Origin of the sequence: Flagellimonas profundi, assembly GCF_017313275.1 — a bacterium.
In the GTDB taxonomy this organism is placed as follows: domain Bacteria; phylum Bacteroidota; class Bacteroidia; order Flavobacteriales; family Flavobacteriaceae; genus Flagellimonas; species Flagellimonas profundi.
In genome coordinates this window covers 986,872-1,009,412 of the sequence record NZ_JAFLNM010000001.1, presented here as the reverse complement: position 1 = coordinate 1,009,412, position 22,541 = coordinate 986,872, and the positions used below count along the sequence as shown (strand labels likewise).

Here is a 22,541-nt window from a genome sequence, read left to right as displayed (position 1 = left end):
TGTGTTTTTGTTTCTCATGTTAGTTCAAAAATAGAACATATTTTTATATCAAAAAAGGGGAATTTAGTTATTTCCCAAAATTAGTGGCAATCCACTATCTCCAGATCCTACAATTACTGTCTTGGCATTTGGGGATTCTGCCAACTTCAATGTCGCATCTATACCCTTGTCCTGTAATATCTTATCTGTTAAAGAAGCACTTAAAATACGGTTGGCATCTGCCTTACCTTGTGCTTCAATCCTAACTTTTTCAGCTTCTTTTTCCGCCGTTACCAGTCTAAATTCGTATTCTAAAGACTCCTGTTCTTGTTTTAATTTACGTTCAATGGCATCCTTGATGGTTGCCGGTAAGGTTACATCCCTAACCAAAATTTCGTTTAATTGAATATATTGCCCATCCACAATGTTTTTGGTTTCCTCAAAAATCTCTTGCTGAATGGCATCCCTTTTGCTGGAGTATAATTGTTCTGGGGTATACCTGCCCACAACACTACGCGCAGCAGATCTGATGGCAGGAAGTAGAATACGGTCTTTGTATTGCTCACTTTTTTCTTGGTGGAGCTTTCCTAAAAATTCATATTTAGGCTGAAACCAGGCAGAGGCATCCAATTGAATATCCAGTCCATTAGAGGAAAGAACCTTCATTTTTTCAAAAACCTCTTGTTGTCTTACTTCATAAATAAAGACATTATTCCAAGGTGCCACCAAGTGGAAACCTTCTCCCAATGGGGGTTCCTCGGTAACTACACCGCCTCCAAAAGTTTTGTAGAGAACACCAGCTTCACCCGATCCGATGGTAATAGCTGATTTTGAAATAATAATAATCAAGAAAATAATCGCTGCCAATGCTGGTAACGCAATCTTTGGTAATCTATCCATTAGTATATGGTTTTATATTAGTCCATTATATTTTCTGATAAACCATTCCAAGGTTAAGGAAAGTGCTATCAGTCCGAGTAAAATACGGAAATCTATTAAAGATACAACATTATCTCTGCTCTTTTGAACGGGAAGGAATTCCTGGGTCGTTGATAAATTGGTCTGTAGTTCTTCCAAGTTGTCCAAATAATATACTTGTCCCTTGTTTTTGGTGGCCAGACGCTCCATTTTTTTATAATTGGCCGAAATCAATTGCTTTTCTGGATTGAAATCCATTATACGAAAAGTTCCCGAGCGGTTGAGGTTTTCGTCCTGAATCGTTACGGTAAACTCATATTCCCCTGCTTCCAAATCGCTTAAATCCACTTCATAAAAAGAACCTTTCAACAACATTGGCGAGACCCGTGAAAAATCGTTTTCCCTACCCTTTATGTTGATGGAAATGTTGGCATTGGAATCGAATTGATAGCTTTCATCAAAATAGGAGGCTCTGACCTTGGCCATGCTGGCATTGTCAAAAAACAGTTCATAATCCAGTTCCAAACGGTCTCTTTGTTTATTGGAGCTGAGATACACCATTAAATTCCCCATGAATTCATCAAAAGTATCAAAGCTTTGCTCGTTTCGGTACACCTGTGCGCGCCAGCGCCAAATATCCTCTCCAAATAGGGCAGCTTCCTTAGTGTTGGATTCGGTTAAAATGGCAAACAAGGGTTTTTCCAAATTGACGCCCTGCAGTTGCTGATACATTAAAATCTCGCTATCCTTGTTCAGTTGAATATCCGCAAGGGTCCCCTTAAGCGGCGGGAACCCATCCAACGTAAAATTACCAAGCCCAAACAACCCGAAGGCATTGTTTAAAACGGGTAGAATATCTTCTGTTTGTCTACTGCCTGAAATGGTAAAACTTTCTTGGACACCATTTAAAAAGTTCCAATCCGTTTTACTTCCCGTGATGGTAAAATAGTTGGCTCCGGAATTGTTCAGATATTCGTAAACACTTCTAAAATTACGGTTGGGCTGATATAAGATCAGCAATCCCTTATCTTCCAATTCAGGTTGACTGGCATTAGGTTTTAAAAGGGTAACGGAGCGTTGCTCGTTGGATTCGATGGATTTTTTCAGTGCCCCAATATCAGGATGCAGCATATCGGTAATGATGGCCACATTGGTTTTTTCATCAATTACCTCAATGGCGGTTTCTTTGGAGTTGTTGGCAGTATTGCGCTCATTTTCCAAAGACTCTACTTCAATTTTGATGGTTTTGATACCAACGCTCTGTGCCTCGACCAGGGTGTTCAAAGTTTGACTGTTCCTTGTTTCGCTAAGGTTTATCCGTTCTTGATGTATCCTATTCCCGTTAATGGAAACGGTTACGGTACTGGAGATTGGTCGGTTTCCCTGGTATCGAATAGTGGATTCTATAGGGAAGCTATTTCGTAAAAAGGCATATTTGTTGACATTGATGAGTCCAACGGAAATATCTTCATACTGCGTAGTATCCCCTATTACAACAGAGTGTACGGTTGAATTTTTATTCAGAGTAATGTATTCGTAATCCCTGCCAAGGGTCTGGTTTCCATCAGAAAACAGCACTATGGCATTGTTCCCGTTCACAAAAACATCATTCAACGTAAGGAGTGCATTGGAAATATCTGTATTTCCTTCTTCAAATTGAATAGCGTCGGTAGCAGAAATAAGATTTCCAAATCCGTATTGATGAATGGTAAACCGCTGGCTAATATCATCATTCCCACTGATTTGTCCCACAGCTTTGGCAATCTCGTCTTCGGAAGAAGCATCTTCCATAGAGATGGAATTGTCCACCAACAAAATCAAATTCGCTTTTTCAACAAAATAATCCTTGCTGACGAACTTTGGGTTGATCAAAAGTAAAAGGCCGCAAAACAAGGTAATAAACCTTAGTGCGGCCAAAATAAATTTAAGAGAACCCTTTTTTCTAGGGTTTTTATAGAAGTATTGAAAATAGACAAGCGTAAGCGCGGCAGCAACTGCTAAAACAATAAAAAACACCGTGCTCAACTCCATTCATCTATGTTAACATTCCACCATCAACGTTCAAAACCTGCCCTGTAATGTAGTCGGATAGGTCCGAAGCCAAAAACACGCAGGCATTGGCAACGTCTTCAGGGCTTCCGCCACGTTTCAACGGAATACCTTCTCTCCAACCTTGAACAGTTTTTTCGTCCAACTTCTCGGTCATTTCTGTTTCTATGAAACCTGGTGCTATTGCATTACAGCGAATGTTTCTAGACCCCAATTCCAATGCTACGGACTTGGTAAAACCAATCATTCCTGCTTTGGAGGCAGCATAGTTGGTCTGTCCGGCATTACCTTTTACACCTACCACACTGCTCATATTGATTATTGAGCCTTTGCGCTGCTTCAGCATGGTGCGCTGTACAGCCTTGGTCATATTAAATACGGACTTTAAGTTGATTTCAATTACTTTATCGAAATCAGCTTCGCCCATTCGCATCAACAAGTTATCCTTGGTAATCCCTGCATTATTGATCAACACATCAATTTTACCATCAAAATCTTCCAAAACCTTGGCCACTAGTGCTTCGGATTCTTCAAAACTGGCGGCATTACTTTTATAGGCCTTCGCCTTTACGCCCATTTCGGTCAATTCCTTTTCCAATTCCAAAGCTGGAGCTTCACTGGAACTATAGGTGAACGCCACATTTGCTCCGTGCTTTGCAAATACTTGGGCAATTCCTTTGCCAATTCCCCTACTGGCTCCTGTTATAATTACGTTTTTCCCTTCCAAAAGTTTCATCTGTTGATATTTATTTGTTTAACAGTCAGGTGTAATAGCCAACTAAAATCTTGGTTGATATCCAAAATTCCCATGGCTCATTTCATACAATGATTGTATTTGAATGGTTATTAACCAAATATAGTCGTTGTTTTATGTTTAGACGAAAAAAAATCCCGCATAAAACGGGATTTAGTATGGTTTTAACGGTTGGTTACCCAACCACTTCCTTCACTTTTACGCCTATTTCGGCAGGTGAATCCACTACGTGGATACCACAATCGCGCATAATTTTTTTCTTGGCTTGGGCCGTGTCATCACTACCTCCCACAATGGCACCGGCGTGTCCCATGGTACGTCCAGCAGGTGCTGTCTCTCCGGCGATAAAACCAACAACTGGTTTTTTACTACCGCTTTCTTTGTACCATTTCGCTGCTTCGGCCTCCAATTGACCACCAATTTCTCCAATCATCACAACACATTCGGTTTCTGGGTCATTTATTAAAAGCTCAACAGCTTGTTTCGTTGTAGTTCCGATGATAGGGTCACCACCAATTCCGATGGCTGTTGTGATTCCCAATCCTTGACGAACCACTTGGTCGGCAGCTTCATATGTAAGTGTTCCAGACTTTGAAACGATTCCCACTTTTCCTTTTTTGAAAACGAATCCTGGCATAATACCAACTTTAGCCTCACCCGGAGTAATTACACCTGGACAGTTTGGGCCGATCAATGTACAGTCCATATCCTTGATATAATCATTGGCTTTTACCATATCCGCTACGGGAATACCTTCGGTAATGGTTATGATCACCTTGATTCCTGCATCGGCAGCTTCCATAATGGCATCCGCAGCAAATGCTGGTGGAACAAAAATAATAGTGGTATCGGCACCAACTTCTTTTACAGCATCTTCCACTGTATTGAAAACTGGTTTTCCCAAATGTTCTTGACCACCTTTACCTGGGGTCACACCACCAACTACGTTGGTTCCATATTCAATCATTTGTTCGGCGTGGAATGTTCCTTCACTACCTGTAAATCCTTGTACAATTATGTTTGAATCCTTGTTTACTAAGACGCTCATATATTTAACTTAATGTAGAGATACAAAAATATGGTTTACTAAAGTTTTTTTCTATTGATTTCCTAAATCTTTTTCAGTTTTTTCAAGATTTCCGGAATCTTTTTGATAGATGCGATTTGTTTGAATTTTTCACGTGCTTCCTCGGCAGGGTAACCAAAATAGGTTTTGCCTCCTTCAAGCGATTTTGAAATACCTGATTGTGCCAAGATCACCGCTTTTTTACCAATGGTGGCTCCGCTTGTGATACCGACTTGCCCCCAAAGGGTAACTTCATCCTCAATAATGCAACAGCCTGCAATTCCTACATGGGATGCAATCAAACATTTTTTTCCGATAACGGTATCGTGCCCCACTTGGATTTGGTTGTCCAATTTGGCACCCTCTTTAATAGTGGTTGAACCGGTTACTCCACGATCAATTGTGCATCCAGCTCCAATATCCACGTTGTCCCCGATTACAACGTTTCCACCAGAAAGCAGTCTATCAAAGCCCTCGGGCCTGTTTTTGTAATAGAACGCATCCGCTCCCAATACGGTTCCTGCATGGATGGTTACATTATCGCCCAGCATACATCCGTCATAAATGGTCACGTTCGGATGGATCACACAATTTTTACCGATTTTTACGTGGTTCCCGATAAATACATTGGGCTGAACAACGGTCCCTTCGCCTATCTCGGCTGAATCAGCAATCGAAGAGGCTGCTGTTTCAAAGGGTTTGAAATGACGGGTCAACTTATTGAAGTCCCTAAAAGGGTCGTCCGAAACCAGCAATGCCTTGCCTGCGGGGCACTCTACCTCTTTATTGATGAGTACCACCGTAGCATTGGATTGCAGGGCCTTGTCATAATATTTGGGATGATCCACAAATACAATGTCACCTTCTTCCACTACATGGATTTCATTCATGCCCAATACAGGGAAATCATCATCCCCCACAAAATCGGCATCAATGATTTCCGATATTTCTTTTAAGGTATGGGTTTTAGGGAATTTCATGTAGGCTACTCTTTGGCACGTTCCAAATAAGCTGCTTTCTCCGTATCAATTTTAATTTTGTCGCCTTCGTTGATGAAAAGCGGCACATTGATCGTTGCTCCTGTCTCCACAGTAGCTGGTTTGGTGGCATTTGTAGCGGTATTCCCTTTTACGCCCGGCTCGGTATGGGTTACTTCCAATACCACACTTGCTGGCATTTCAACGGAAAGGGGCATATTGTCCTCTGCGTTGAATATGATGGTTACCACTTCACTTTCTTTCAACAGGTCGGAAGCATCCAAAGCATCTTTTTGCAACGCGATCTGGGTGTAATCGTCCGTGTTCATAAAGTGGTAGGTTTCCCCATCGTTGTATAAAAATTGATAGGAACGTGTCTCTACACGAACATCTTCGATCTTGTGACCGGCAGAAAATGTATTGTCAACTACCTTGCCGGTAGTTACACTCTTTAACTTTGTGCGCACAAAAGCTGGTCCCTTACCTGGTTTTACATGAAGAAACTCTACAATCTTGTAGATATCGTTGTTGTACTTGATGCACAATCCTTTTCTTATATCAGAAGTACTTGCCATAAATTTAATTTGAACTAAAATAACCTTTCATAATTCCACGCTGCGAATCTCTTATAAATTGAAGGATTTCGTCCCTCTCGGGAGTAGCCTCCATCTCAGCTTCAATAATGGATGCCGCTTGGGAATTATTATAGTTTTGTTGATATAGTAGTCTGTAAATATTTTGAATCTCACGAATCTTGTCGGATTCGAAACCTCTTCTTCGCAATCCAATCGAATTAATGCCCACATACGAAAGAGGTTCTCTTGCTGCCTTCACGTAAGGAGGTACATCTTTACGGACCAAGGAACCACCTGTTACAAAAGCGTGGTTTCCAATGGATACAAACTGGTGTACGGCAACCATTCCTGCCAAAACTACATTTTGACCAATGGTTACGTGTCCTGCCAAGGTTGAATTGTTACTGAAAATACAACCATCGCCCACTAAGCAATCGTGTGCAATGTGGCAATAGGCCATGATCAAACAATTGTTTCCGATCACCGTTTTCATGCGGTCGGAAGTACCTTTGTTGATGGTAGCGCACTCACGAATAGTGGTATTGTCCCCAATGTGGACCGTGGTGTCCTCGCCTTGATATTTTAAGTCTTGTGGCATTGCCGAAATTACTGCCCCCGGGAAAATACTACAATTTTTTCCGATACGGGCACCTTCCATAATGGTTACGTTGGAACCAATCCAAGTACCCTCGCCAATGGTGACGTTGTTGTGTATTGTGGTGAAGGGCTCTATTACCACGTTTTTGGCAATTTTGGCCCCTGGATGTACATATGCTAATGGTTGGTTCATCTACGAATCTGTATTTTTTGTTTTCACGATTTGGGCCATCAACTCGGCTTCGGATACCAATTTCCCATTAGCATACGCATAAGCTTGCATGTGGCAGATTCCTCTTCGGATGGGAGAAATCAAATCGCATTTGAATATTAAAGTATCCCCGGGTACTACTTGTTGTTTAAACTTTACCTTGTCAATCTTCATAAAGAAAGTCAGATAGTTCTCAGGGTCCGGAACTGTACTCAGCACAAGAATACCTCCTGTTTGAGCCATGGCTTCTACTTGCAAAACACCTGGCATTACAGGCGCTCCGGGAAAGTGGCCCACGAAGAACGGTTCGTTCATGGTCACGTTTTTCACTCCTACCACATGGGTATCAGAGAGTTCCAAAATTTTATCCACCAACAAAAATGGTGGGCGGTGAGGCAACCTGGCCATGATTTCATTCACGTCCATTAATGGCTCTTGATTTAAATCATAGCTGGGAACCTTGTTCCTCTTTTCTATTTTAATGATTTTGGACAGTTTTTTCGCAAACTGGGTGTTCACAAAATGTCCTGGCTTGTTGGCAATAACTTTACCACGAATACGGGTTCCCGATAGGGCCAGATCCCCGATTACATCCAGCAGCTTGTGACGTGCAGCTTCATTGGGGTGGTGCAGGGTCAAGTTGTCCAGGATACCGTTTGGCTTAACAGAAAGCTTCTCTTTGCCAAATGCTTTTTCCAATTTCTTCATTGTGGATTCTGATATTTCCTTATCCACATACACAATGGCATTGTTTAGGTCACCGCCCTTGATCAAGCCATTTTCCAACAACATTTCCAATTCATGAAGAAAACTAAAGGTACGGGAGTCCGCAATCTGTTCCTTAAAGTCGGACATTTTCTCTAATGTGGCGTTCTGCGTGCCTAAAACTTTGGTCCCGAAATCCACCATGGTCGTGACTTGATATTCATCCGCAGGTATGATGGTGATTTCGCTTCCTGTGGTTTCGTCTTTATAGGTAATCACATCTTTTACCACATATTCTTCACGCTCTTGCTCCTGTTCCACGATACCCGCTTCTTCTAGAGCTTCCACAAAAAATTTGGAAGAGCCATCCATAATGGGAGGTTCTGGAGCGTCGAGCTCAATCAATACATTATCGATGTCCAAGCCCACGAGTGCAGCAAGCACGTGTTCCGAGGTATGGATCTTAACTCCGTTCTTTTCCAAATTGGTCCCACGTTGGGTATTCACCACATAATTGGCATCTGCCTCGATTATGGGTTCTCCTTCCAAATCAATTCTTTTGAACGCAAAACCGTGGTTCTCGTCCGCAGGAAGAAAACTCATGGTTACCTGTTCCCCCGTATGCAGCCCTACACCTTGTAGCGTTACTTTTTTTGCAATGGTGCGTTGTTTGTTACTTGGTTTGCTCACCTTCAACTTTTTTTTCTATGTTGGAGATTTGATTTGCCAATTTCGGCAAATTCTTAAAGTGTACATATGATTTGTTGAAGTCTCCATAGTTCAATGCTGGCGATCCTTGGAGAACTTCATCATCTTTTACGTTTCTGCCGATTCCGGATTGGGCCTGAATGCGGACCCTATCACCTATAGTGATGTGCCCTACAATACCGACTTGCCCCCCGATCAGACAGTTTTTTCCGATTTTGGTTGACCCTGCAACCCCAGTTTGTGCAGCAATTGCGGTATGTTCGCCTATTTCAACGTTATGTGCAATCTGGATTTGATTGTCCAACTTAACACCTTTTCTTAAAATGGTGGAACCTAATGTTGCCCGATCAATTGTGGTTCCTGCACCCACATCCACATTGTCTTCTATAATAACATTACCGGTCTGTGGTACTTTGCTGTACTCGCCATCCGAATTGGGTGTGAATCCAAATCCATCTGCTCCGATAATCGCTCCTCCATGGATTACACAATTGTTGCCAATAATGGTCTCGGAATATATTTTGGCACCCGCAAAGACAATGACGTTATCGCCTATACTCACATTGTCTCCAATATAAGCGTTGGGGTATACTTTTACATTGTCCCCAATTTTTACATTTTCTCCCAAGTAGGCAAAAGCGCCAAGATAGAAACCTTCTCCGTAGCTGGCGCTTTCGGAAATATAGCAAGGGTTCTCCACCCCTACCTTGTTATTTTTAACCTGATTGTAGTATTCCAGTAATTTGGAAAAAGATTTATACGCATCATCCACTTTTATCAGTGTGGTGGAAACTGACTGTTCAGGAACAAAATCTTTGTTTACAATGGTTATCGATGCCTTGGTGGAATAGATATAAGATGTGTATTTTGGGTTGGCCAAAAAGGTCAATGATCCTTTTTCACCTTCCTCGATCTTGGACAGTTTATGGACAGCGATTTGAGGATTTCCCTCAACTTCCCCTTCTAAGATTCCGGCAATTTGGGTAGCTGTAAATTTCATTGGTGCAAAAGTAACAAAATTTGTTAAACGGCTTTCTTTGGATAGCAGCTATAATATTTGGTGACGGTTTTGGCCAACGCTTTTAAGCTAAGCTGGTCCGACTCCTTTAAAACATCTGAAATTTTACCGTTCTTTTTTAAAATTCTAATGGCTTCGTCTTTACTGTAGGCCCTGTTCGATATTTCTCCTTGAAACACGAAATTTGAAGCATCCTCCACAGAAAGTCCGTACTTATCTATGATCCAATCAAGTTTCTCATTCAATTTTTCAGCGGTCAATGGTCGCTTTTTTACCTTAACGTGAAGCAACCTTCTGTCCAGCAACATCTTACATAGCTTGGAAAGCACAAAATCATCATGAAATTGCCAACTTTTCAGGGCGCCAAGAATATCGATGTCATCAAGTTCGGCAAAAGTTTTTAAAACTTCCGCATCAAAAGTTAAAGTACCGTTTTGTTGTAGAAAAAACAACAAGGGTCGACTACCCTCCAAGTTATCGCCTTTACTTAGTAAAAACCGTGCTCGCTGCATAATTCGGACAAGCAATTGCTCCGCGACCAAACCTGTTTTATGAAGATACACCTGCCAATACATAAATCTACGGGCCATCAAAAACTTCTCTACGGCATAAATAGCCTTCTCTTCCACTACCAAAGTGCCATCCACTACATTAAGCATGGAAATCAACCGGTCGGAATTGATGTTTCCTTCGGTAACCCCTGAGTAAAAACTATCCCGTTTAAGGTAATCCAACCGATCCATATCCAATTGACTGGATACCAATTGATTTAAAAATGGCTTGGCATAATCTCCCTGAAAAATGGAAATGGCCATATCCAACTGTCCATTGAACTCCTTGTTCAGCTCCTTCATGAATTTCAAAGAAATCTGCTCATGACTGATTTCCTCAGCTACAAAACCTTCAAGTGCATGTGAGAATGGTCCGTGACCTATATCGTGAAGCAAAATCGCGCACAACAATCCCTTTTCTTCCTCTGGTGTGATTTCAATTTTCTTTAACCTTAAAACCTGTATGGCCTTCGTCATTAAATGCATACTGCCCAGCGCATGATGAAATCGAGTGTGGTGTGCTCCGGGATATACCAAATAGGACAGCCCCATTTGGGATATTCGTCTCAGCCTTTGAAAGTAAGGATGCGAGATCAGACTAAAAATTAGTTCGTTGGGAGTTCCAATAAAACCGTAAATTGGATCGTTGAAAACATTAAGTTTATTGGTTTTTACCAAGGATTTTTGTTTTAATTCCCACAAAGATAACTACTATATGAACAAGATAACAATTCTTTGGGTCGATGATGAAATAGACCTATTAAAACCTCACATATTATTTCTGGAAAGCAAAGGTTATAAAGTGGTGACCAGTCAAAGTGGACAGGATGCCATCGAAGAAATCAAGGAAACTTTTTTCGACATTGTTTTTTTAGATGAAAATATGCCGGGCCTATCAGGGTTGGAAACCTTGACCGAGATAAAAAAGTACGACGGGTCCATTCCTGTGGTGATGATCACCAAAAGTGAAGAGGAATATATTATGGACGAAGCCATCGGCTCCAAAATAGCGGATTACCTCATAAAACCGGTTAACCCCAATCAAATTTTACTCTCGCTTAAAAAAAGTTTGGACAATTCCCGTTTGGTTTCCGAGAAAACCACCGCCAATTACCAACAAGAGTTCAGAAAAATCGCCATGGACCTCTCCATGATCAATACCCAGGAAGAATGGGTGGACCTCTATAAAAAATTGATTTATTGGGAACTCGAACTAGAGCAAATCGAAGATTCAGGCATGTTCGAGATATTGGAGTCCCAAAAAGTGGAGGCCAATTCGCAGTTTGGAAAGTTTGTGGACAAAAACTACAAAAATTGGTTCAAAGATGGCGATGCTCCCGTAATGTCCCACACCCTGTTCAAAAATAAAATTCAGCCTGAATTGGAAGAGAGCAAAACCTTGTTGGTGGTCATAGATAATTTAAGGTACGACCAATGGCTCGCTTTTGAGAAAACGCTCTCGGTCCATTACAAAAAGAAACAAGAATGCGCTTATTTCAGTATTCTTCCAACAGCTACACAGTATGCCCGTAATGCGTTGTTTTCTGGACTAATGCCTTCGGAAATGGAAAAACGTTATCCGGATTGGTGGAAAAACGATACCGATGAAGGCGGCAAAAACCTACATGAAGCAGAGTTCTTGGGAGAACAATTAAAACGATTGGGGTTGGACCTCAATTGGGAATATCATAAAATCAGCAACCTTAAACAGGGGAAACAATTGGCCTCTAATTTTAAATCACAAAAGGACAACGACCTTACTGTGGTTGTCTACAATTTTGTGGATATGCTCTCCCATTCCAAAACAGAAATGGAAGTGGTAAAGGAACTTGCCTCCAACGATAAAGCATATCGATCACTTACTTTGAGCTGGTTCAAGAATTCGCCCTTACTGGACATCATACAGCAGGCACAGGATTTGGGCATGAAGCTGATACTGACCACGGACCACGGTACCATCAATGTGAAACAGCCCTCCAAGGTAATAGGAGACCGGGAAACGAGCTTAAATCTCCGTTACAAAACCGGACGAAGCCTTACGTATCAAGACAAAGATGTTTTGGCCACCAAAAACCCACAGGAAATTCACTTGCCGAACATTAACTTGAGCAGTAGTTTTATTTTTGCGAAGAACGATCTGTTTTTTGCATACCCGAACAACTACAATCATTATGTGAGCTATTACCGGAATACCTATCAGCATGGGGGTGTTTCTTTAGAGGAAATGATTGTTCCTTTTGTAGTTTTGGACCCAAAATAAGACTGGAGTGAAGCGAACTTTTCAATTGAATGGGATTCAGGAGGTAGCCAAAGAATTATTGCACAAGGCACCAAATAAGATTCTTTGCCTGTATGGCGATATGGGTGTCGGCAAGACCACATTGGTCAAGGCTTTGGTTAAAGAGCTTGGTGCCGTGGATGTGGCCAACAGCCCCACCTTTGGTTTGGTCAATGAGTATTATGACGAAAATGACATGCCCCTGGCCTACCATTTTGATTTTTACAGGTTAAATGATGAAATGGAGGCCTTGGACATGGGGTTTGAGGATTATTTGAGTTCCGATGCATGGTTGTTTATAGAATGGCCCGATAAAATTTCTTCCTTACTTCCAGAGGATGCTGTACGGGTATTCTTGCAGTTTATCGAGGAAAACACTCGTTCAATCGAGTTAAATGTTTCTTAAAAAGCAATCCCTATATCTTCAGGGAAATTATTGCACAGAACAAGCCGATTTCGATAAAAGGACCGTTTTTTACGTTTAAATTCCAATTTTATCGATAAAAGGTATGGTTAGTTGAAATATTTTCCTACATTTGTTTTGTGAATTAATTCATTTATTAACCAAAAACTCTTTTACGATGAACACTAAAAAAGTTTTTTTTGGATTGCTAGCCGTTGCATTTTTGGCAATGACCGCTGTTTCAACCAGCACTATTTCCATTGACAAGGATCAGACAACTAGCATTAGAAAAGATCAGCTAAAAAAGCTTTAGTAATCTTTTTCCAAACCGAAACAATAATCCCTTTTTTCGAGAAGGGATTATTTTTTTTACAATAATCTTTCATTTTTCTAGTTATCTACAACAATGAAGGATAAAACTAGAATCAGGAAGAAGTTTGTAATTGAAGGGGTGGTAGCTTTGTTTATTGCTATTTCCCCAATACTTTTTTATGGCTACAAGTATTTACCAGTAGGTACCGATACATGGACATTTTTAGGTATTGAGTTTACGGAGAATGGGTTTGACAATGATGTAAGTCTAGCTTTCTATTATTATTTGAACAAATTAGTACCCTTACTTCTTTTGGTCATATGGTTCGTTACCTCAAAAAATTGGTGGTACCATGCCATATTGATTCCCATTTCGATGTATAGTTTTCAACTTTTCTATGTGTTGAACTATTCCAATAGTGAACGAATCGATGAAAACGAAATTCTTTATGTGATTGCAGTGACTATGGTCGTGGTTCCCATAGTTTATTTTATTAGGGTAAAACTGGTGGATAAGCACGTTCATGGGATAGACCTGGAAGCCATGGATACAGAACTTCAAATCCTAAAGGAAAAAGAGGAATTGCGCAAGGAACGTGAGAAACTGGAACAACGACAAAAGACGGTGTCAAAAAAAATGTAAATTTGTTTTAATACCCTATGGTATTTTGAATAGATTTACCCTTTATGAGCCAAGCTTCCTCTCCATTTAGCAAACAGCAATTACTTCCACAAGAAGAAACCCTCGAAGTTGTCACACAAAAAGGGGAGCTTTTCATAGGAATTCCAAAGGAAAACCAATATCAAGAAAAACGGGTATGCCTTACACCGGATGCGGTCAATGCCATCACGGCAAATGGGCATCGCGTTCTTTTGGAATCGGGAGCTGGTGAAGGCGCCAATTTTTCGGATATAGATTATACCAACGCGGGAGCAGAAATAACCCGGGATACCAAAAAGGTATTTTCATGCCCCATTATTTTAAAGGTAGAGCCCCCTACCCTTTCAGAAATTGATTTGTTGAACCCACAGACAATCATAATTTCCGCCTTACAGATAAAGACCCAAAACAAGGAGTATTTTGAAATAATGGCCAAAAAAAGACTTACGGCCATTGCTTTCGAGTACATTAGGGACGACGACGGGAACTACCCCGCAGTGAGGTCACTCAGTGAAATTGCCGGGATTTCCTCCATTTTGATTGCGTCCGAACTAATGTCCAATCCCAATACGGGCAATGGGCTCATGTTTGGAAATATAAGTGGTGTGCCCCCAGTTGAAGTTGTAATTATTGGAGCTGGAACTGTAGGTGAATTTGCCGCACGTTCGGCTTTAGGGCTAGGTGCGAACGTTAAGGTTTTCGACAACTCCATCAGTAAACTCAGAAACCTTCAAACCAGTTTAAACCAGACCTTGTACACATCAACCGTACAACCAAAAAACTTGATCAAATCCTTAAAACGCTGTGATGTTGCCATTGGCGCTACCCGTGGAAAGGACCGTTCTCCGGTGGTTGTATCGAGCTCCATGGTCGAGAACATGAAAAAAGGGGCGGTGATCATTGATGTGAGCATTGATATGGGGGGCTGTTTTGAAACCTCGGAAGTCACCACCCACAGAAAGCCCACCTTTGAAAAATTTGGGGTTGTCCATTATGGGGTCCCCAATATTCCATCGCGCTATCCAAGAACCTCTTCTATTTCTATAAGTAATATCTTTACACCCTATTTATTGAAAATTGGCGAAGAAGGAGGCCTGGAACATTCCCTAAGGTTTGATAAGGGCCTGCGCAACGGGCTTTATATGTACCACGGCATCTTGACCAACAAATCCGTGGGGGATTGGTTCGGTTTGAGCTATAACGATATTAATTTTCTTATTTTTTAATGTAGATGGCATTTTTGAAACGATTGGGATGGTACTTGGTTGGACTGTCCATTGGATTGATTTTTTTGGTTTTCTTTTTAAAGAAAAAATCAGGTGAAGAAGGATTGGATTTCTGCTATTTCCCCAATTGTAGGGTGCTCAAGGACATGCGCTCCAAAACATTGGTCTTTTCTGAAGACCTTCCAGAACAATATCGTGATACCCTTATGGTACAAGCATTTTTAAATGACGGCGATGTGGATTTTGGCAAGAGTGACACCAAATCCGAGCCTTGTAAAACATACTTTATCTCACATGAGTACAATGGGAAAGCATTGGAATTAAAGGCCAAAAATTGTGAAGAAGAGGTTACAGTGGAAAATATTGAAAGGATTACCCCATAGACTCATTTATCAATTCAAAAGGGGTATCCGTCAATTTGTAAGCTTATTACACTAGATTAAGTATTATATTTCTGACTAATGAGGGATTAATACATTTATTCATGATTAGTTTGGAGGTAATTGGGCAAAAACTAAGGAAAATATCAAAAAAGAAATTACAATTCAAGCCGTTTTTGCCAACCGCCAAGAAATCAAAAATAAAAATCGAGTTGATTTTAGAAATATCGAGGAAACTCGGTTCTTGGGAAGAACAAAAAGGTTTTTTGAATAACAAAGTAACCTTGCACAGTTTATCCGAAACACTCCACACCAACAGTACCTACTTATCCAAGGTAATTAACCTACATAAAAATAAAAATTTCTCGAGTTACCTTAAGGACATCAGGATCACCTATGCAATAAATCATTTAAAGGATAACCCTGATATAGTGAAAACCAAATCCATGATTCAGATTGCTGAAATGTACGGGTTTAACTCCTTAAGTGTTTTCACCAAGTCTTTTAAAAATAAAACTGGGGTAACGCCTGGGGTATTTTTTAAGCAAATTTTGGAGGATGAGTGGAGAAAATCTTCACAATCAAAATTTTAGATCCCGATTCTTAATTTTTCTCTTTTCTTACTGTTGAATACTATGTAGAAGGCTACAATTAAAATTATTTGAAGAACAGAAGCTAAAACAGATCTTTCAAAACAGAAATCGCCCCCGCTGACCCAGGTGTCCTGTGTGTTTTTAAACTCGATTAGAGAATAGGAATCAAGACCACTTACATTAAACCCGAATAGGGATTGAAAGAAATTCCAGCTAAAATGAAAAGCAATGGGAAACATGAGGTTTTTGGTATAGACATAAGGTAACCCCAATAAAACTCCAGCAAGAAAAAGGTTGATGTTTCCAATTAAGGAAAGATTGGGGTTGGCTGCATGCACAAGTGCAAACAAAAATGCAGATCCGAATAGGGCTACAAATTTGTTCATAGATTCCATAAAATTTCTGAGAACATATCCCCTAAAAAATATCTCCTCCGATATAGAAACTATGAGAAATAAGAGGACAGTCATTAAGAACTCACCACCCATGAAGGTGGTCTCAGCAAACTCTATTTGATTTAATGTATCGAGAACTAGATATCCAGCTACCATAATGAACAAACCCGTAGTTAGCCCTAATAAAATACCTTTTTTATGATTTTTAAGATGTAGACCAATTTCAATAAACTCTTCATTGTCAAGTCTCTTCATAAAAAGGTAGACCACCAATAAAGTTCCTAAAAAACCAAAAAATGAAGTTAGAAGGTGTTGACCTGTTGACTCATTAATTAATCCAGATGTGATTTCTTGTCCTGTTAATAATTCACCAAAAACTTGAAGAAAACCAGTTATAAAGAAATAGGGTAAAATTATCAGGAGAACACGCTTCCAGCCAGCAAAATATGTAACCTCATTCATTTATTCGTATTATGCAATTCCTCTAATCTAAATAGATATAATTTAACAAACGCATTTAACTGTAAAAAGGGTGTGAATACACCCTTTAAGTTTATAATGATTTGAGTTGTATTAAAACAGGCCGTTTTCCAATCCATCCTTAAAACCCTTTACAAAATCACCTGCTTCCTCTACTACAATTCTATAAGTGTCATAAAGCCAACCACCTCCGTTAATATCAGCCAGCTCTTTTGAGTTTAATTCTTTTAATTTAAAATTCATTTTATATAATTTTTAGTTAAGATTACATTTGAGATATTGTATAGTCTACAAGAAAATAGGAAGCACCATATGGGCCGGAATATTTTGCAGCGGCACCAAGGAATTTCCCTACTGCCTCACCTAGCCAAGTACCACCCTGTGTTGATGTCTTTAAAGAATCAGAAATTTCTTGAACACCATAGATTTCTAAATTTTTCATAAAAGTAAAATTTTAATTAAACAATAATTTTTTGCAACCAAAGCCAGAAATTCTGTTGCGCGCTGCTTTGTGTTACATTTCAAAGATGAGACATGTCACTCTCAAATTTTGAGAGTGATAAGGGAAAAATGTTAAAATTCACCAAACTAGAGAGAATCCTAAATTCAGCATCGTTCTATTGTCCAAACTCGCATATTCTGGCAAAAAACCTTGAGTCTTTTGGCTAAGGCCGAGGTTTAAGTATAGATTTGAAGTGTTTTCTAAAGAATTCAAAATTGAGTACCCAACATTCAATACTCCTCCCACACCTGATTTTGAGATGGAAGTAAAGAAATCCAAGTTCTCTGGTTGGTTCCAAAAATGTAATTCTGAGTTTAAAATAATCTTATCAGTAAATAGTGAATGATTAAAAAGTTTGATGCCCGTACCGAAAAATAGATTGTCTTTATTATGGAATTGTCTTAAATAAAAATGTATTCTATATTTATTTTTAAAGTTGAACCAAAAATTTTCATCCAAAAAGCCACCAAAGGGAGCCATGGTATAACCCAGCCCTGCATTAACTTTTAAATTCTGACTTACTTTAAAGTTATTCTTACCCAACAACATTGGGTTAATTAGATTCAAAATGGATAACCAACCCACTGTTCTAGCAAACTTTCTTTCATCTTTGGTTAAATCATCAAAGTTGGTGTATCTATAAAACTCTATACTTGGACGGTGAAGATTTTTTATGGCTCCGAACAAGTCATGTCCCACAATATCTCTTTCCAATTCATTTTCTTCTTCTTCCATTTTTGAAAATAAACCAGGAATCAAGTTTGTTAGATAGTAACCAATCAAGGATGCTTTCCTTGTTAAATAATCTATTCCAAGGTTTTCAAAATTATCTTCCCCAAAAGCCAAAAGAGTTTCTGTTCTGGTAAGAATCGCATAATCCGATTCCAATCCTGCAGTATGTAACCTTACGTAATCATCCAGATTATTGTTTCTTAAATCAATCAATGTTTCATCTGTCACACCCTTAACGTACGCTACCCCTTTGAATATTGAAAAGGGTTGACTTACCGACCCTATCTCCAAGTCCGTTAATATAGATCGATGACCCTCTTCGTGGGTGACCGCGATACCAAGAAATGAAATTCCAAACTGTAAAAACCTATCAACTTTAGAGGTTTTTTTATTGATTAACCTAGCCAATATCCTATTTGTAGACACATAGTTTGTATTTATCTGTCGTATGGTAAACAGATTTCGGCCATTAATAATGGAGAAGTCGTAAATACGGGCAGGATAAAGACTATCGTGTGCTTGTGTGTTTTGGCCAAAACCAGTTAGAAACGTGAAAATGCTGAATACACTAAAAACTAAGGTTAAACGGAAATGCACAAAATATTCCAATAAACGCATTGTGATTTCTAAATCAAAACAAATTGGAATATCGTTTTAAAAGCAACTTTCTTCTTTTATTCATGATAAAAAAGAATTTTTGGAAAAAATAAATAATCTTAAATAGAATATTTTTTGCACTGATTTTTTTATCGTCATAAACTTTATCAGCTTCAAGAAAAATGGTTTTAAGTTGCTCAGCATAATTTCTAGATAGCAGAAACTCTTCAGTATGCTGATGGATGATATTTTGTCTTTTAGTACTGCCCATAGTTTTTACTCGTATAATGACCAACCGTAAAAAGCAAAATCAATATTATATTATAAGTCTTAATTTTTTTTGATTCTTAGAATCTATGAATTCCGTAAAACATTTAGTGGCTTAAATAAAAGAAGGCTTTGTAACAAAAAAAAACAATTAATGCCAATGTTGCCAGCACAGGTAAGAACAATATGAGTTTCTTTGAAATAGTAGACCTATTTTTTTTCGCCCCTAATGCGGAGAAAGATAAAAGAACTATAGTCGCCACAAGGAGAAAAAACATTTCTGTATTCATGTTTTCAAGTAATTATTATAACCTTGAGTCATATTATATCTGACTCAAGGTTATATGTTATTTAATCATGCTTTCCACCAGAAGCATCATGATAGCCTACGTAAAAGGCTATTCCTGCTAATCCAAATAAAAGCGACCACTCTTTACAACCACCATTAATTATAAAAAGATCTTTCTTTTCTAACTTAGATAAATTTTCCATAAGTTTTATAATTTAATGAGTTGAATAGTAATAAGCTTTCCCTGCATAATAACCCGCAGCCATTCCAGCAATGGCTATACCACATGCCGCCGCAATTATGGGCCAAACACCGCCTTTTATTTGATTTAGTTCTTGAGCATCGAGCTCTAAAACTCCAAAATTTTCTAGATTTTTCATTTTTTAAATTTCTAATTAAACAATAATTTTTTGCACCCAAAGCCAGAAATTTCTGTTGCGCTTTACTTTGTGCTACATTTCAAATATGTGGTTTGCCACTCTCAAAATTTGAGAGTGTAGTGCAAAAAATGTTAAAATTTCAGTAATCGTTTCATATTGCCAAAACCATACCCACCGGAAAGGTTCCGTTCAGACGTTTCATCCAATTCTTCCACATAAAAACCACATTTAAAATTTGTGCTTTCGGTGTACACATAACTTTGGCGCGACAAATCATAACAAATGGGAGCATTAAGTTCTTTCATCGTCTCAATCATTCTAAAAACTGTAGCTTCCGATACTTCAGTGTAAACTTTTATCTTAATAAAGGGCAAGGCACAAATAGCTACTAAAATGGGGGTTAATAAAAAACCATAAACAGCCCTACTTTTTTACTCCATTTTTTGGAATGTAGGTTTGAATCGTATCCTCAATGATTTCTTTGGGAAATATCTGCAAGGACTAAATATCGCTGCAAATAAAAAAGTAAACAAACTGATATGTACGCGATTTATAAATATGAAGTCAGATTTATAAATCCGGCTTATTTACTGAATAAAATTAACCCTGTTAGGATATAGAATGGAGTAATCTATGTAAAGTACAATGGTAAAGCATTGGAATTAAAGGCCAAAAATTGTGAGGAGGAGGTAGTGATTGAAAGTATAAATTAATTTGTCAATTGATATGGTGCATAAGTCAACTCACGCTAGGCATCCATCAATTTTTACAAAGTAAACCATTCATGCTGCTTTACGTTTCTTGTAGTAAGTGAAGTAAAACCTTCACAATTGTTAACCTACAAAGTTTATGTATTATGGCAGCACTTGCTAAAAAAGCAGTTGATGTCCTGATTGACATCATTGACGTTTTAATATAAACCAAACGTATTTGTGAAAAGGCCGGATTACCTGGCCTTTTTTATTTTCGATCAATTAAATGTTTTAAATTCTGTGTCAAATCATCAAAATTTAAAATAAATCTGCCATATATAAAGTTGTAAGCTCTATATACTAATAAGGTGAAAATTATAGCGAAGGTAGCACCAAAAAGTAGTAGTGCCAGATACATGAAACTCGATTCATTTTTTAAGATTTCCGCTATCTCTTCATTGTTGTTCAATTCCCAAATATAACTCATCAAGAATGTCAGGTTAAAGATAATTAGGTTATATGTAATATACCCTTTGACCACTTTTTTCACTCTAAAAATTCTTGTGATTAAGTTTAGAACATTATTCGTTGTATTAATTGATTTGAAGTTCCAAAAGAACAAGGCAAGAAATGCAATTAGAACCACAAAATTTAATTTTTCAATATAAATCAACGGTTGAAAATCAAGAAAGGATTGTGGCGTAAATTCTTGAAAGTAGTACTGTAGCCCTATTGCTGCCACTCCCCAGAGTGAAAATTCTATCAGAGAATATCGGAAAAGTTTTTTTGTAATGGTCTTGGCCGTAATTATTGATTTAAGCCCTTTAATCTCTTTTATAGAAGATGCGTTTTTCTTTTCTAAGTCAAAATCTATTTTTTGCCAGTTTTTTTTAAGTAGGTCCAATTCCATATGGGCATGTTTATCCCATTGGTATATAATTTCTCCCTATTGTTACATAAATCTTAAAGAAAAATTGGCATGACCATTTTTTATAGGTCTGACAGTGAAGATATTGCTATCAGTCCGCCAACTTCCTACGCTTCCGTTCTTTGGTGATCAGGGCGAGCTCCCGAGACGTTTGTCCGGCCACCGAAGTGTTTTCCTCTGCCCTTCTAATCAAATAGGGCATTACATCACGAACTGGTCCGTAAGGCAAATATTTAACGGAATTGTATCCGCTGGCCGCTAAATTATAGGTGATATGGTCACTCATACCGAACAATTGACCAAACCACACCCTTTCATCATTGGAAGGCAAACCATATTTATCCATCAAATCTATCAAGCGTAAACTGCTTTGTTCGTTATGTGTACCGGAAAAAATGACGAATTTATCCAAATGCTCCATCATATAGTCCAAGGAAGCATTGAAGTTTTCATCGGTCAAGCTTTTGTTTGCACATATCGGGGTCTCATACCCCTTATCTTCGGCCCTATCGTTCTCTTTTTCCATATAGGCGCCCCTAACTACTTTTGCGCCGATTTTAAAGCCTTCGTCAACTGCTAGTTTATAGAGTTTTTTAATGTAATCCATTCGGTCCCAACGATACATTTGGAAGGTGTTGAACACAATGGCCTTCTCCTTGTTGTATTTTCGCATCATATCCAGTACCAGGTCGTCCGCAGCATCCTGCATCCAACTCTCTTCTGCGTCAATGAGCAGGGCAACATCCAGGTCATGCGCTTTTTTGCAAACCCTTTCAAACCTATTGACAATCCTATCCCACTCTCCTTTTTCATTTTCAGTCAGTTCGCTGCCTGCGGTGACTTTCTCAAATATCTTAAAACGCCCAAAGCCCGTAGGTTTAAAAACAGCAAAGGGCATGGCATCTTTTTCCTTGACAAAATCGAGTATATCCAACGTCTTTTCCATGGCAAAATCAAACTGATTGTCCACCTCTTTGCCTTCGGCCGAATAGTCTAAAATGGAATACACACCGTTACCGTACATATTGTCAATTATGGGAAGGCAATCTTTTTCGCTCACCCCGCCACAGAAATGGTCGAATACGGTGGCCCTTATCAAACCTTCTACGGGCAAGTGTGCCTTAATTGCAATATTGGTCACCGCTGCCCCAATACGGACCAAGGGTTCCATAGAAATCATTTTAAAAAGAAAATAGGCTCGCTCCAACTGGGAGTCCGACTTAAGCTCAAATGCTATTGCAGTATTCTCAAAATTTGGTCGCATTCTTAAATATCCATTAAAGATTCAAAGATAAGTACGCAAACTAGAACCTTATAT

Annotated in this window: 25 protein-coding genes; 6 read left to right on the top strand and 19 right to left on the bottom strand. The window is 39.0% G+C overall.

Going from position 1 to position 22,541, the window contains the following annotated elements; genetic code table 11:
• Nucleotides 1-63: 63 nt before the first annotated feature.
• From J0654_RS04640 to J0654_RS04595, 10 genes are all read right to left on the bottom strand, one after another.
• Nucleotides 64-879 carry a prohibitin family protein gene (locus J0654_RS04640; protein ID WP_207026485.1) on the bottom strand — a complete coding sequence of 272 codons (816 nt, stop codon included), beginning with the start codon at nt 877-879 and terminating at the stop codon, nt 64-66.
• Between the two features lie 12 nt (nt 880-891).
• Nucleotides 892-2,928, bottom strand: coding sequence for a VWA domain-containing protein (locus J0654_RS04635; protein ID WP_207026484.1), 2,037 nt, complete (start codon nt 2,926-2,928; stop codon nt 892-894).
• 4 nt (nt 2,929-2,932) lie between these two features.
• On the bottom strand, nt 2,933-3,682 hold the full coding sequence (gene fabG / locus J0654_RS04630) for a 3-oxoacyl-[acyl-carrier-protein] reductase (protein WP_207026483.1): 750 nt from the start codon (nt 3,680-3,682) through the stop codon (nt 2,933-2,935).
• A gap of 193 nt (nt 3,683-3,875) precedes the next feature.
• Entirely contained in the window at nt 3,876-4,748 is an 873-nt protein-coding gene (gene sucD, locus J0654_RS04625; RefSeq protein ID WP_207026482.1) for a succinate--CoA ligase subunit alpha, read from the bottom strand.
• A 62-nt stretch (nt 4,749-4,810) separates the two neighbouring features.
• Nucleotides 4,811-5,746 (bottom strand): UDP-3-O-(3-hydroxymyristoyl)glucosamine N-acyltransferase, encoded by a 936-nt coding sequence (locus tag J0654_RS04620; protein WP_207026481.1) that lies wholly within the window; start codon nt 5,744-5,746, stop codon nt 4,811-4,813.
• Between the two features lie 5 nt (nt 5,747-5,751).
• Nucleotides 5,752-6,318 carry an elongation factor P gene (gene efp / locus J0654_RS04615; protein ID WP_207026480.1) on the bottom strand — a complete coding sequence of 189 codons (567 nt, stop codon included), beginning with the start codon at nt 6,316-6,318 and terminating at the stop codon, nt 5,752-5,754.
• Between the two features lie 4 nt (nt 6,319-6,322).
• The gene (gene lpxA, locus J0654_RS04610) at nt 6,323-7,108 is read right to left on the bottom strand and encodes an acyl-ACP--UDP-N-acetylglucosamine O-acyltransferase (RefSeq protein ID WP_207026479.1); all 786 of its coding nucleotides are present in this window, start codon (nt 7,106-7,108) and stop codon (nt 6,323-6,325) included.
• Nucleotides 7,109-8,521, bottom strand: coding sequence for a bifunctional UDP-3-O-[3-hydroxymyristoyl] N-acetylglucosamine deacetylase/3-hydroxyacyl-ACP dehydratase (locus tag J0654_RS04605; RefSeq protein WP_207026478.1), 1,413 nt, complete (start codon nt 8,519-8,521; stop codon nt 7,109-7,111).
• Nucleotides 8,505-9,539, bottom strand: a complete 1,035-nt coding sequence (gene lpxD, locus J0654_RS04600) for a UDP-3-O-(3-hydroxymyristoyl)glucosamine N-acyltransferase (RefSeq protein ID WP_207026477.1) — start codon at nt 9,537-9,539, stop codon at nt 8,505-8,507. The genes J0654_RS04605 and lpxD overlap by 17 nt, the downstream gene beginning before the upstream one ends.
• Before the next feature lie 23 nt (nt 9,540-9,562).
• Nucleotides 9,563-10,786: an HD domain-containing protein gene (locus J0654_RS04595; RefSeq protein WP_207026476.1), complete on the bottom strand. Its 1,224-nt coding sequence runs from the start codon at nt 10,784-10,786 to the stop codon at nt 9,563-9,565.
• Nucleotides 10,787-10,823: 37 nt separating this feature from the next.
• Between J0654_RS04595 and porX the strand changes: the two genes are divergently transcribed.
• From porX to J0654_RS04565, 6 genes are all read left to right on the top strand, one after another.
• Nucleotides 10,824-12,368 (top strand): T9SS response regulator signal transducer PorX, encoded by a 1,545-nt coding sequence (porX, locus tag J0654_RS04590; RefSeq protein WP_207026475.1) that lies wholly within the window; start codon nt 10,824-10,826, stop codon nt 12,366-12,368.
• 7 nt (nt 12,369-12,375) lie between these two features.
• Entirely contained in the window at nt 12,376-12,792 is a 417-nt protein-coding gene (gene tsaE, locus J0654_RS04585) for a tRNA (adenosine(37)-N6)-threonylcarbamoyltransferase complex ATPase subunit type 1 TsaE (protein ID WP_207026474.1), read from the top strand.
• Nucleotides 12,793-13,195: 403 nt separating this feature from the next.
• Nucleotides 13,196-13,744, top strand: a complete 549-nt coding sequence (locus tag J0654_RS04580) for a hypothetical protein (RefSeq protein WP_207026473.1) — start codon at nt 13,196-13,198, stop codon at nt 13,742-13,744.
• A gap of 44 nt (nt 13,745-13,788) precedes the next feature.
• Nucleotides 13,789-14,988 (top strand): alanine dehydrogenase, encoded by a 1,200-nt coding sequence (locus J0654_RS04575; protein WP_207026472.1) that lies wholly within the window; start codon nt 13,789-13,791, stop codon nt 14,986-14,988.
• Between the two features lie 5 nt (nt 14,989-14,993).
• Complete coding sequence (locus J0654_RS04570; RefSeq protein WP_207026471.1) at nt 14,994-15,371, top strand: DUF4258 domain-containing protein; 378 nt, start codon at nt 14,994-14,996, stop codon at nt 15,369-15,371.
• Between the two features lie 101 nt (nt 15,372-15,472).
• Nucleotides 15,473-15,961, top strand: a complete 489-nt coding sequence (locus tag J0654_RS04565) for a helix-turn-helix domain-containing protein (protein ID WP_207026470.1) — start codon at nt 15,473-15,475, stop codon at nt 15,959-15,961.
• Here J0654_RS04565 and J0654_RS04560 read toward each other — a convergent pair.
• The 9 genes from J0654_RS04560 to J0654_RS04520 form a co-directional block, all read right to left on the bottom strand.
• The gene (locus J0654_RS04560) at nt 15,958-16,818 is read right to left on the bottom strand and encodes a CPBP family intramembrane glutamic endopeptidase (RefSeq protein ID WP_207026469.1); all 861 of its coding nucleotides are present in this window, start codon (nt 16,816-16,818) and stop codon (nt 15,958-15,960) included. The genes J0654_RS04565 and J0654_RS04560 overlap by 4 nt on opposite strands.
• 111 nt (nt 16,819-16,929) lie before the next feature.
• Nucleotides 16,930-17,079, bottom strand: coding sequence for a hypothetical protein (locus J0654_RS04555; RefSeq protein ID WP_207026468.1), 150 nt, complete (start codon nt 17,077-17,079; stop codon nt 16,930-16,932).
• Nucleotides 17,080-17,101: 22 nt separating this feature from the next.
• Entirely contained in the window at nt 17,102-17,278 is a 177-nt protein-coding gene (locus J0654_RS04550; RefSeq protein WP_207026467.1) for a hypothetical protein, read from the bottom strand.
• Nucleotides 17,279-17,416: 138 nt separating this feature from the next.
• Nucleotides 17,417-18,688 carry a hypothetical protein gene (locus J0654_RS04545; RefSeq protein ID WP_207026466.1) on the bottom strand — a complete coding sequence of 424 codons (1,272 nt, stop codon included), beginning with the start codon at nt 18,686-18,688 and terminating at the stop codon, nt 17,417-17,419.
• Between the two features lie 597 nt (nt 18,689-19,285).
• The gene (locus J0654_RS04540) at nt 19,286-19,426 is read right to left on the bottom strand and encodes a hypothetical protein (protein WP_207026465.1); all 141 of its coding nucleotides are present in this window, start codon (nt 19,424-19,426) and stop codon (nt 19,286-19,288) included.
• Nucleotides 19,427-19,438: 12 nt separating this feature from the next.
• The gene (locus J0654_RS04535; protein ID WP_207026464.1) at nt 19,439-19,603 is read right to left on the bottom strand and encodes a class IIb bacteriocin, lactobin A/cerein 7B family; all 165 of its coding nucleotides are present in this window, start codon (nt 19,601-19,603) and stop codon (nt 19,439-19,441) included.
• Nucleotides 19,604-19,734: 131 nt separating this feature from the next.
• On the bottom strand, nt 19,735-19,908 hold the full coding sequence (locus J0654_RS04530; RefSeq protein WP_207026463.1) for a hypothetical protein: 174 nt from the start codon (nt 19,906-19,908) through the stop codon (nt 19,735-19,737).
• Between the two features lie 655 nt (nt 19,909-20,563).
• On the bottom strand, nt 20,564-21,205 hold the full coding sequence (locus tag J0654_RS04525) for a hypothetical protein (protein WP_207026462.1): 642 nt from the start codon (nt 21,203-21,205) through the stop codon (nt 20,564-20,566).
• A 109-nt stretch (nt 21,206-21,314) separates the two neighbouring features.
• On the bottom strand, nt 21,315-22,487 hold the full coding sequence (locus J0654_RS04520) for a proline dehydrogenase family protein (protein WP_207026461.1): 1,173 nt from the start codon (nt 22,485-22,487) through the stop codon (nt 21,315-21,317).
• Nucleotides 22,488-22,541 lie beyond the last annotated feature (54 nt).

Excerpts from the sequence above, each read along its gene's own strand:
- J0654_RS04640 (WP_207026485.1), bottom strand. The coding sequence starts at position 879 with ATGGATAGATTACCAAAGATTGCGTTACCAGCATTGGCAGCGATTATT.
- J0654_RS04635 (WP_207026484.1), bottom strand. The coding sequence starts at position 2,928 with ATGGAGTTGAGCACGGTGTTTTTTATTGTTTTAGCAGTTGCTGCCGCG.
- fabG (WP_207026483.1), bottom strand. The coding sequence starts at position 3,682 with ATGAAACTTTTGGAAGGGAAAAACGTAATTATAACAGGAGCCAGTAGG.
- sucD (WP_207026482.1), bottom strand. The coding sequence starts at position 4,748 with ATGAGCGTCTTAGTAAACAAGGATTCAAACATAATTGTACAAGGATTT.
- J0654_RS04620 (WP_207026481.1), bottom strand. The coding sequence starts at position 5,746 with ATGAAATTCCCTAAAACCCATACCTTAAAAGAAATATCGGAAATCATT.
- efp (WP_207026480.1), bottom strand. The coding sequence starts at position 6,318 with ATGGCAAGTACTTCTGATATAAGAAAAGGATTGTGCATCAAGTACAAC.
- lpxA (WP_207026479.1), bottom strand. The coding sequence starts at position 7,108 with ATGAACCAACCATTAGCATATGTACATCCAGGGGCCAAAATTGCCAAA.
- lpxD (WP_207026477.1), bottom strand. The coding sequence starts at position 9,539 with ATGAAATTTACAGCTACCCAAATTGCCGGAATCTTAGAAGGGGAAGTT.
- porX (WP_207026475.1), top strand. The coding sequence starts at position 10,824 with ATGAACAAGATAACAATTCTTTGGGTCGATGATGAAATAGACCTATTA.
- J0654_RS04580 (WP_207026473.1), top strand. The coding sequence starts at position 13,196 with ATGAAGGATAAAACTAGAATCAGGAAGAAGTTTGTAATTGAAGGGGTG.
- J0654_RS04575 (WP_207026472.1), top strand. The coding sequence starts at position 13,789 with ATGAGCCAAGCTTCCTCTCCATTTAGCAAACAGCAATTACTTCCACAA.
- J0654_RS04570 (WP_207026471.1), top strand. The coding sequence starts at position 14,994 with ATGGCATTTTTGAAACGATTGGGATGGTACTTGGTTGGACTGTCCATT.
- J0654_RS04565 (WP_207026470.1), top strand. The coding sequence starts at position 15,473 with ATGATTAGTTTGGAGGTAATTGGGCAAAAACTAAGGAAAATATCAAAA.
- J0654_RS04560 (WP_207026469.1), bottom strand. The coding sequence starts at position 16,818 with ATGAATGAGGTTACATATTTTGCTGGCTGGAAGCGTGTTCTCCTGATA.
- J0654_RS04555 (WP_207026468.1), bottom strand. The coding sequence starts at position 17,079 with ATGAATTTTAAATTAAAAGAATTAAACTCAAAAGAGCTGGCTGATATT.
- J0654_RS04550 (WP_207026467.1), bottom strand. The coding sequence starts at position 17,278 with ATGAAAAATTTAGAAATCTATGGTGTTCAAGAAATTTCTGATTCTTTA.
- J0654_RS04545 (WP_207026466.1), bottom strand. The coding sequence starts at position 18,688 with ATGCGTTTATTGGAATATTTTGTGCATTTCCGTTTAACCTTAGTTTTT.
- J0654_RS04540 (WP_207026465.1), bottom strand. The coding sequence starts at position 19,426 with ATGGAAAATTTATCTAAGTTAGAAAAGAAAGATCTTTTTATAATTAAT.
- J0654_RS04535 (WP_207026464.1), bottom strand. The coding sequence starts at position 19,603 with ATGAAAAATCTAGAAAATTTTGGAGTTTTAGAGCTCGATGCTCAAGAA.
- J0654_RS04530 (WP_207026463.1), bottom strand. The coding sequence starts at position 19,908 with ATGAAAGAACTTAATGCTCCCATTTGTTATGATTTGTCGCGCCAAAGT.
- J0654_RS04525 (WP_207026462.1), bottom strand. The coding sequence starts at position 21,205 with ATGGAATTGGACCTACTTAAAAAAAACTGGCAAAAAATAGATTTTGAC.
- J0654_RS04520 (WP_207026461.1), bottom strand. The coding sequence starts at position 22,487 with ATGCGACCAAATTTTGAGAATACTGCAATAGCATTTGAGCTTAAGTCG.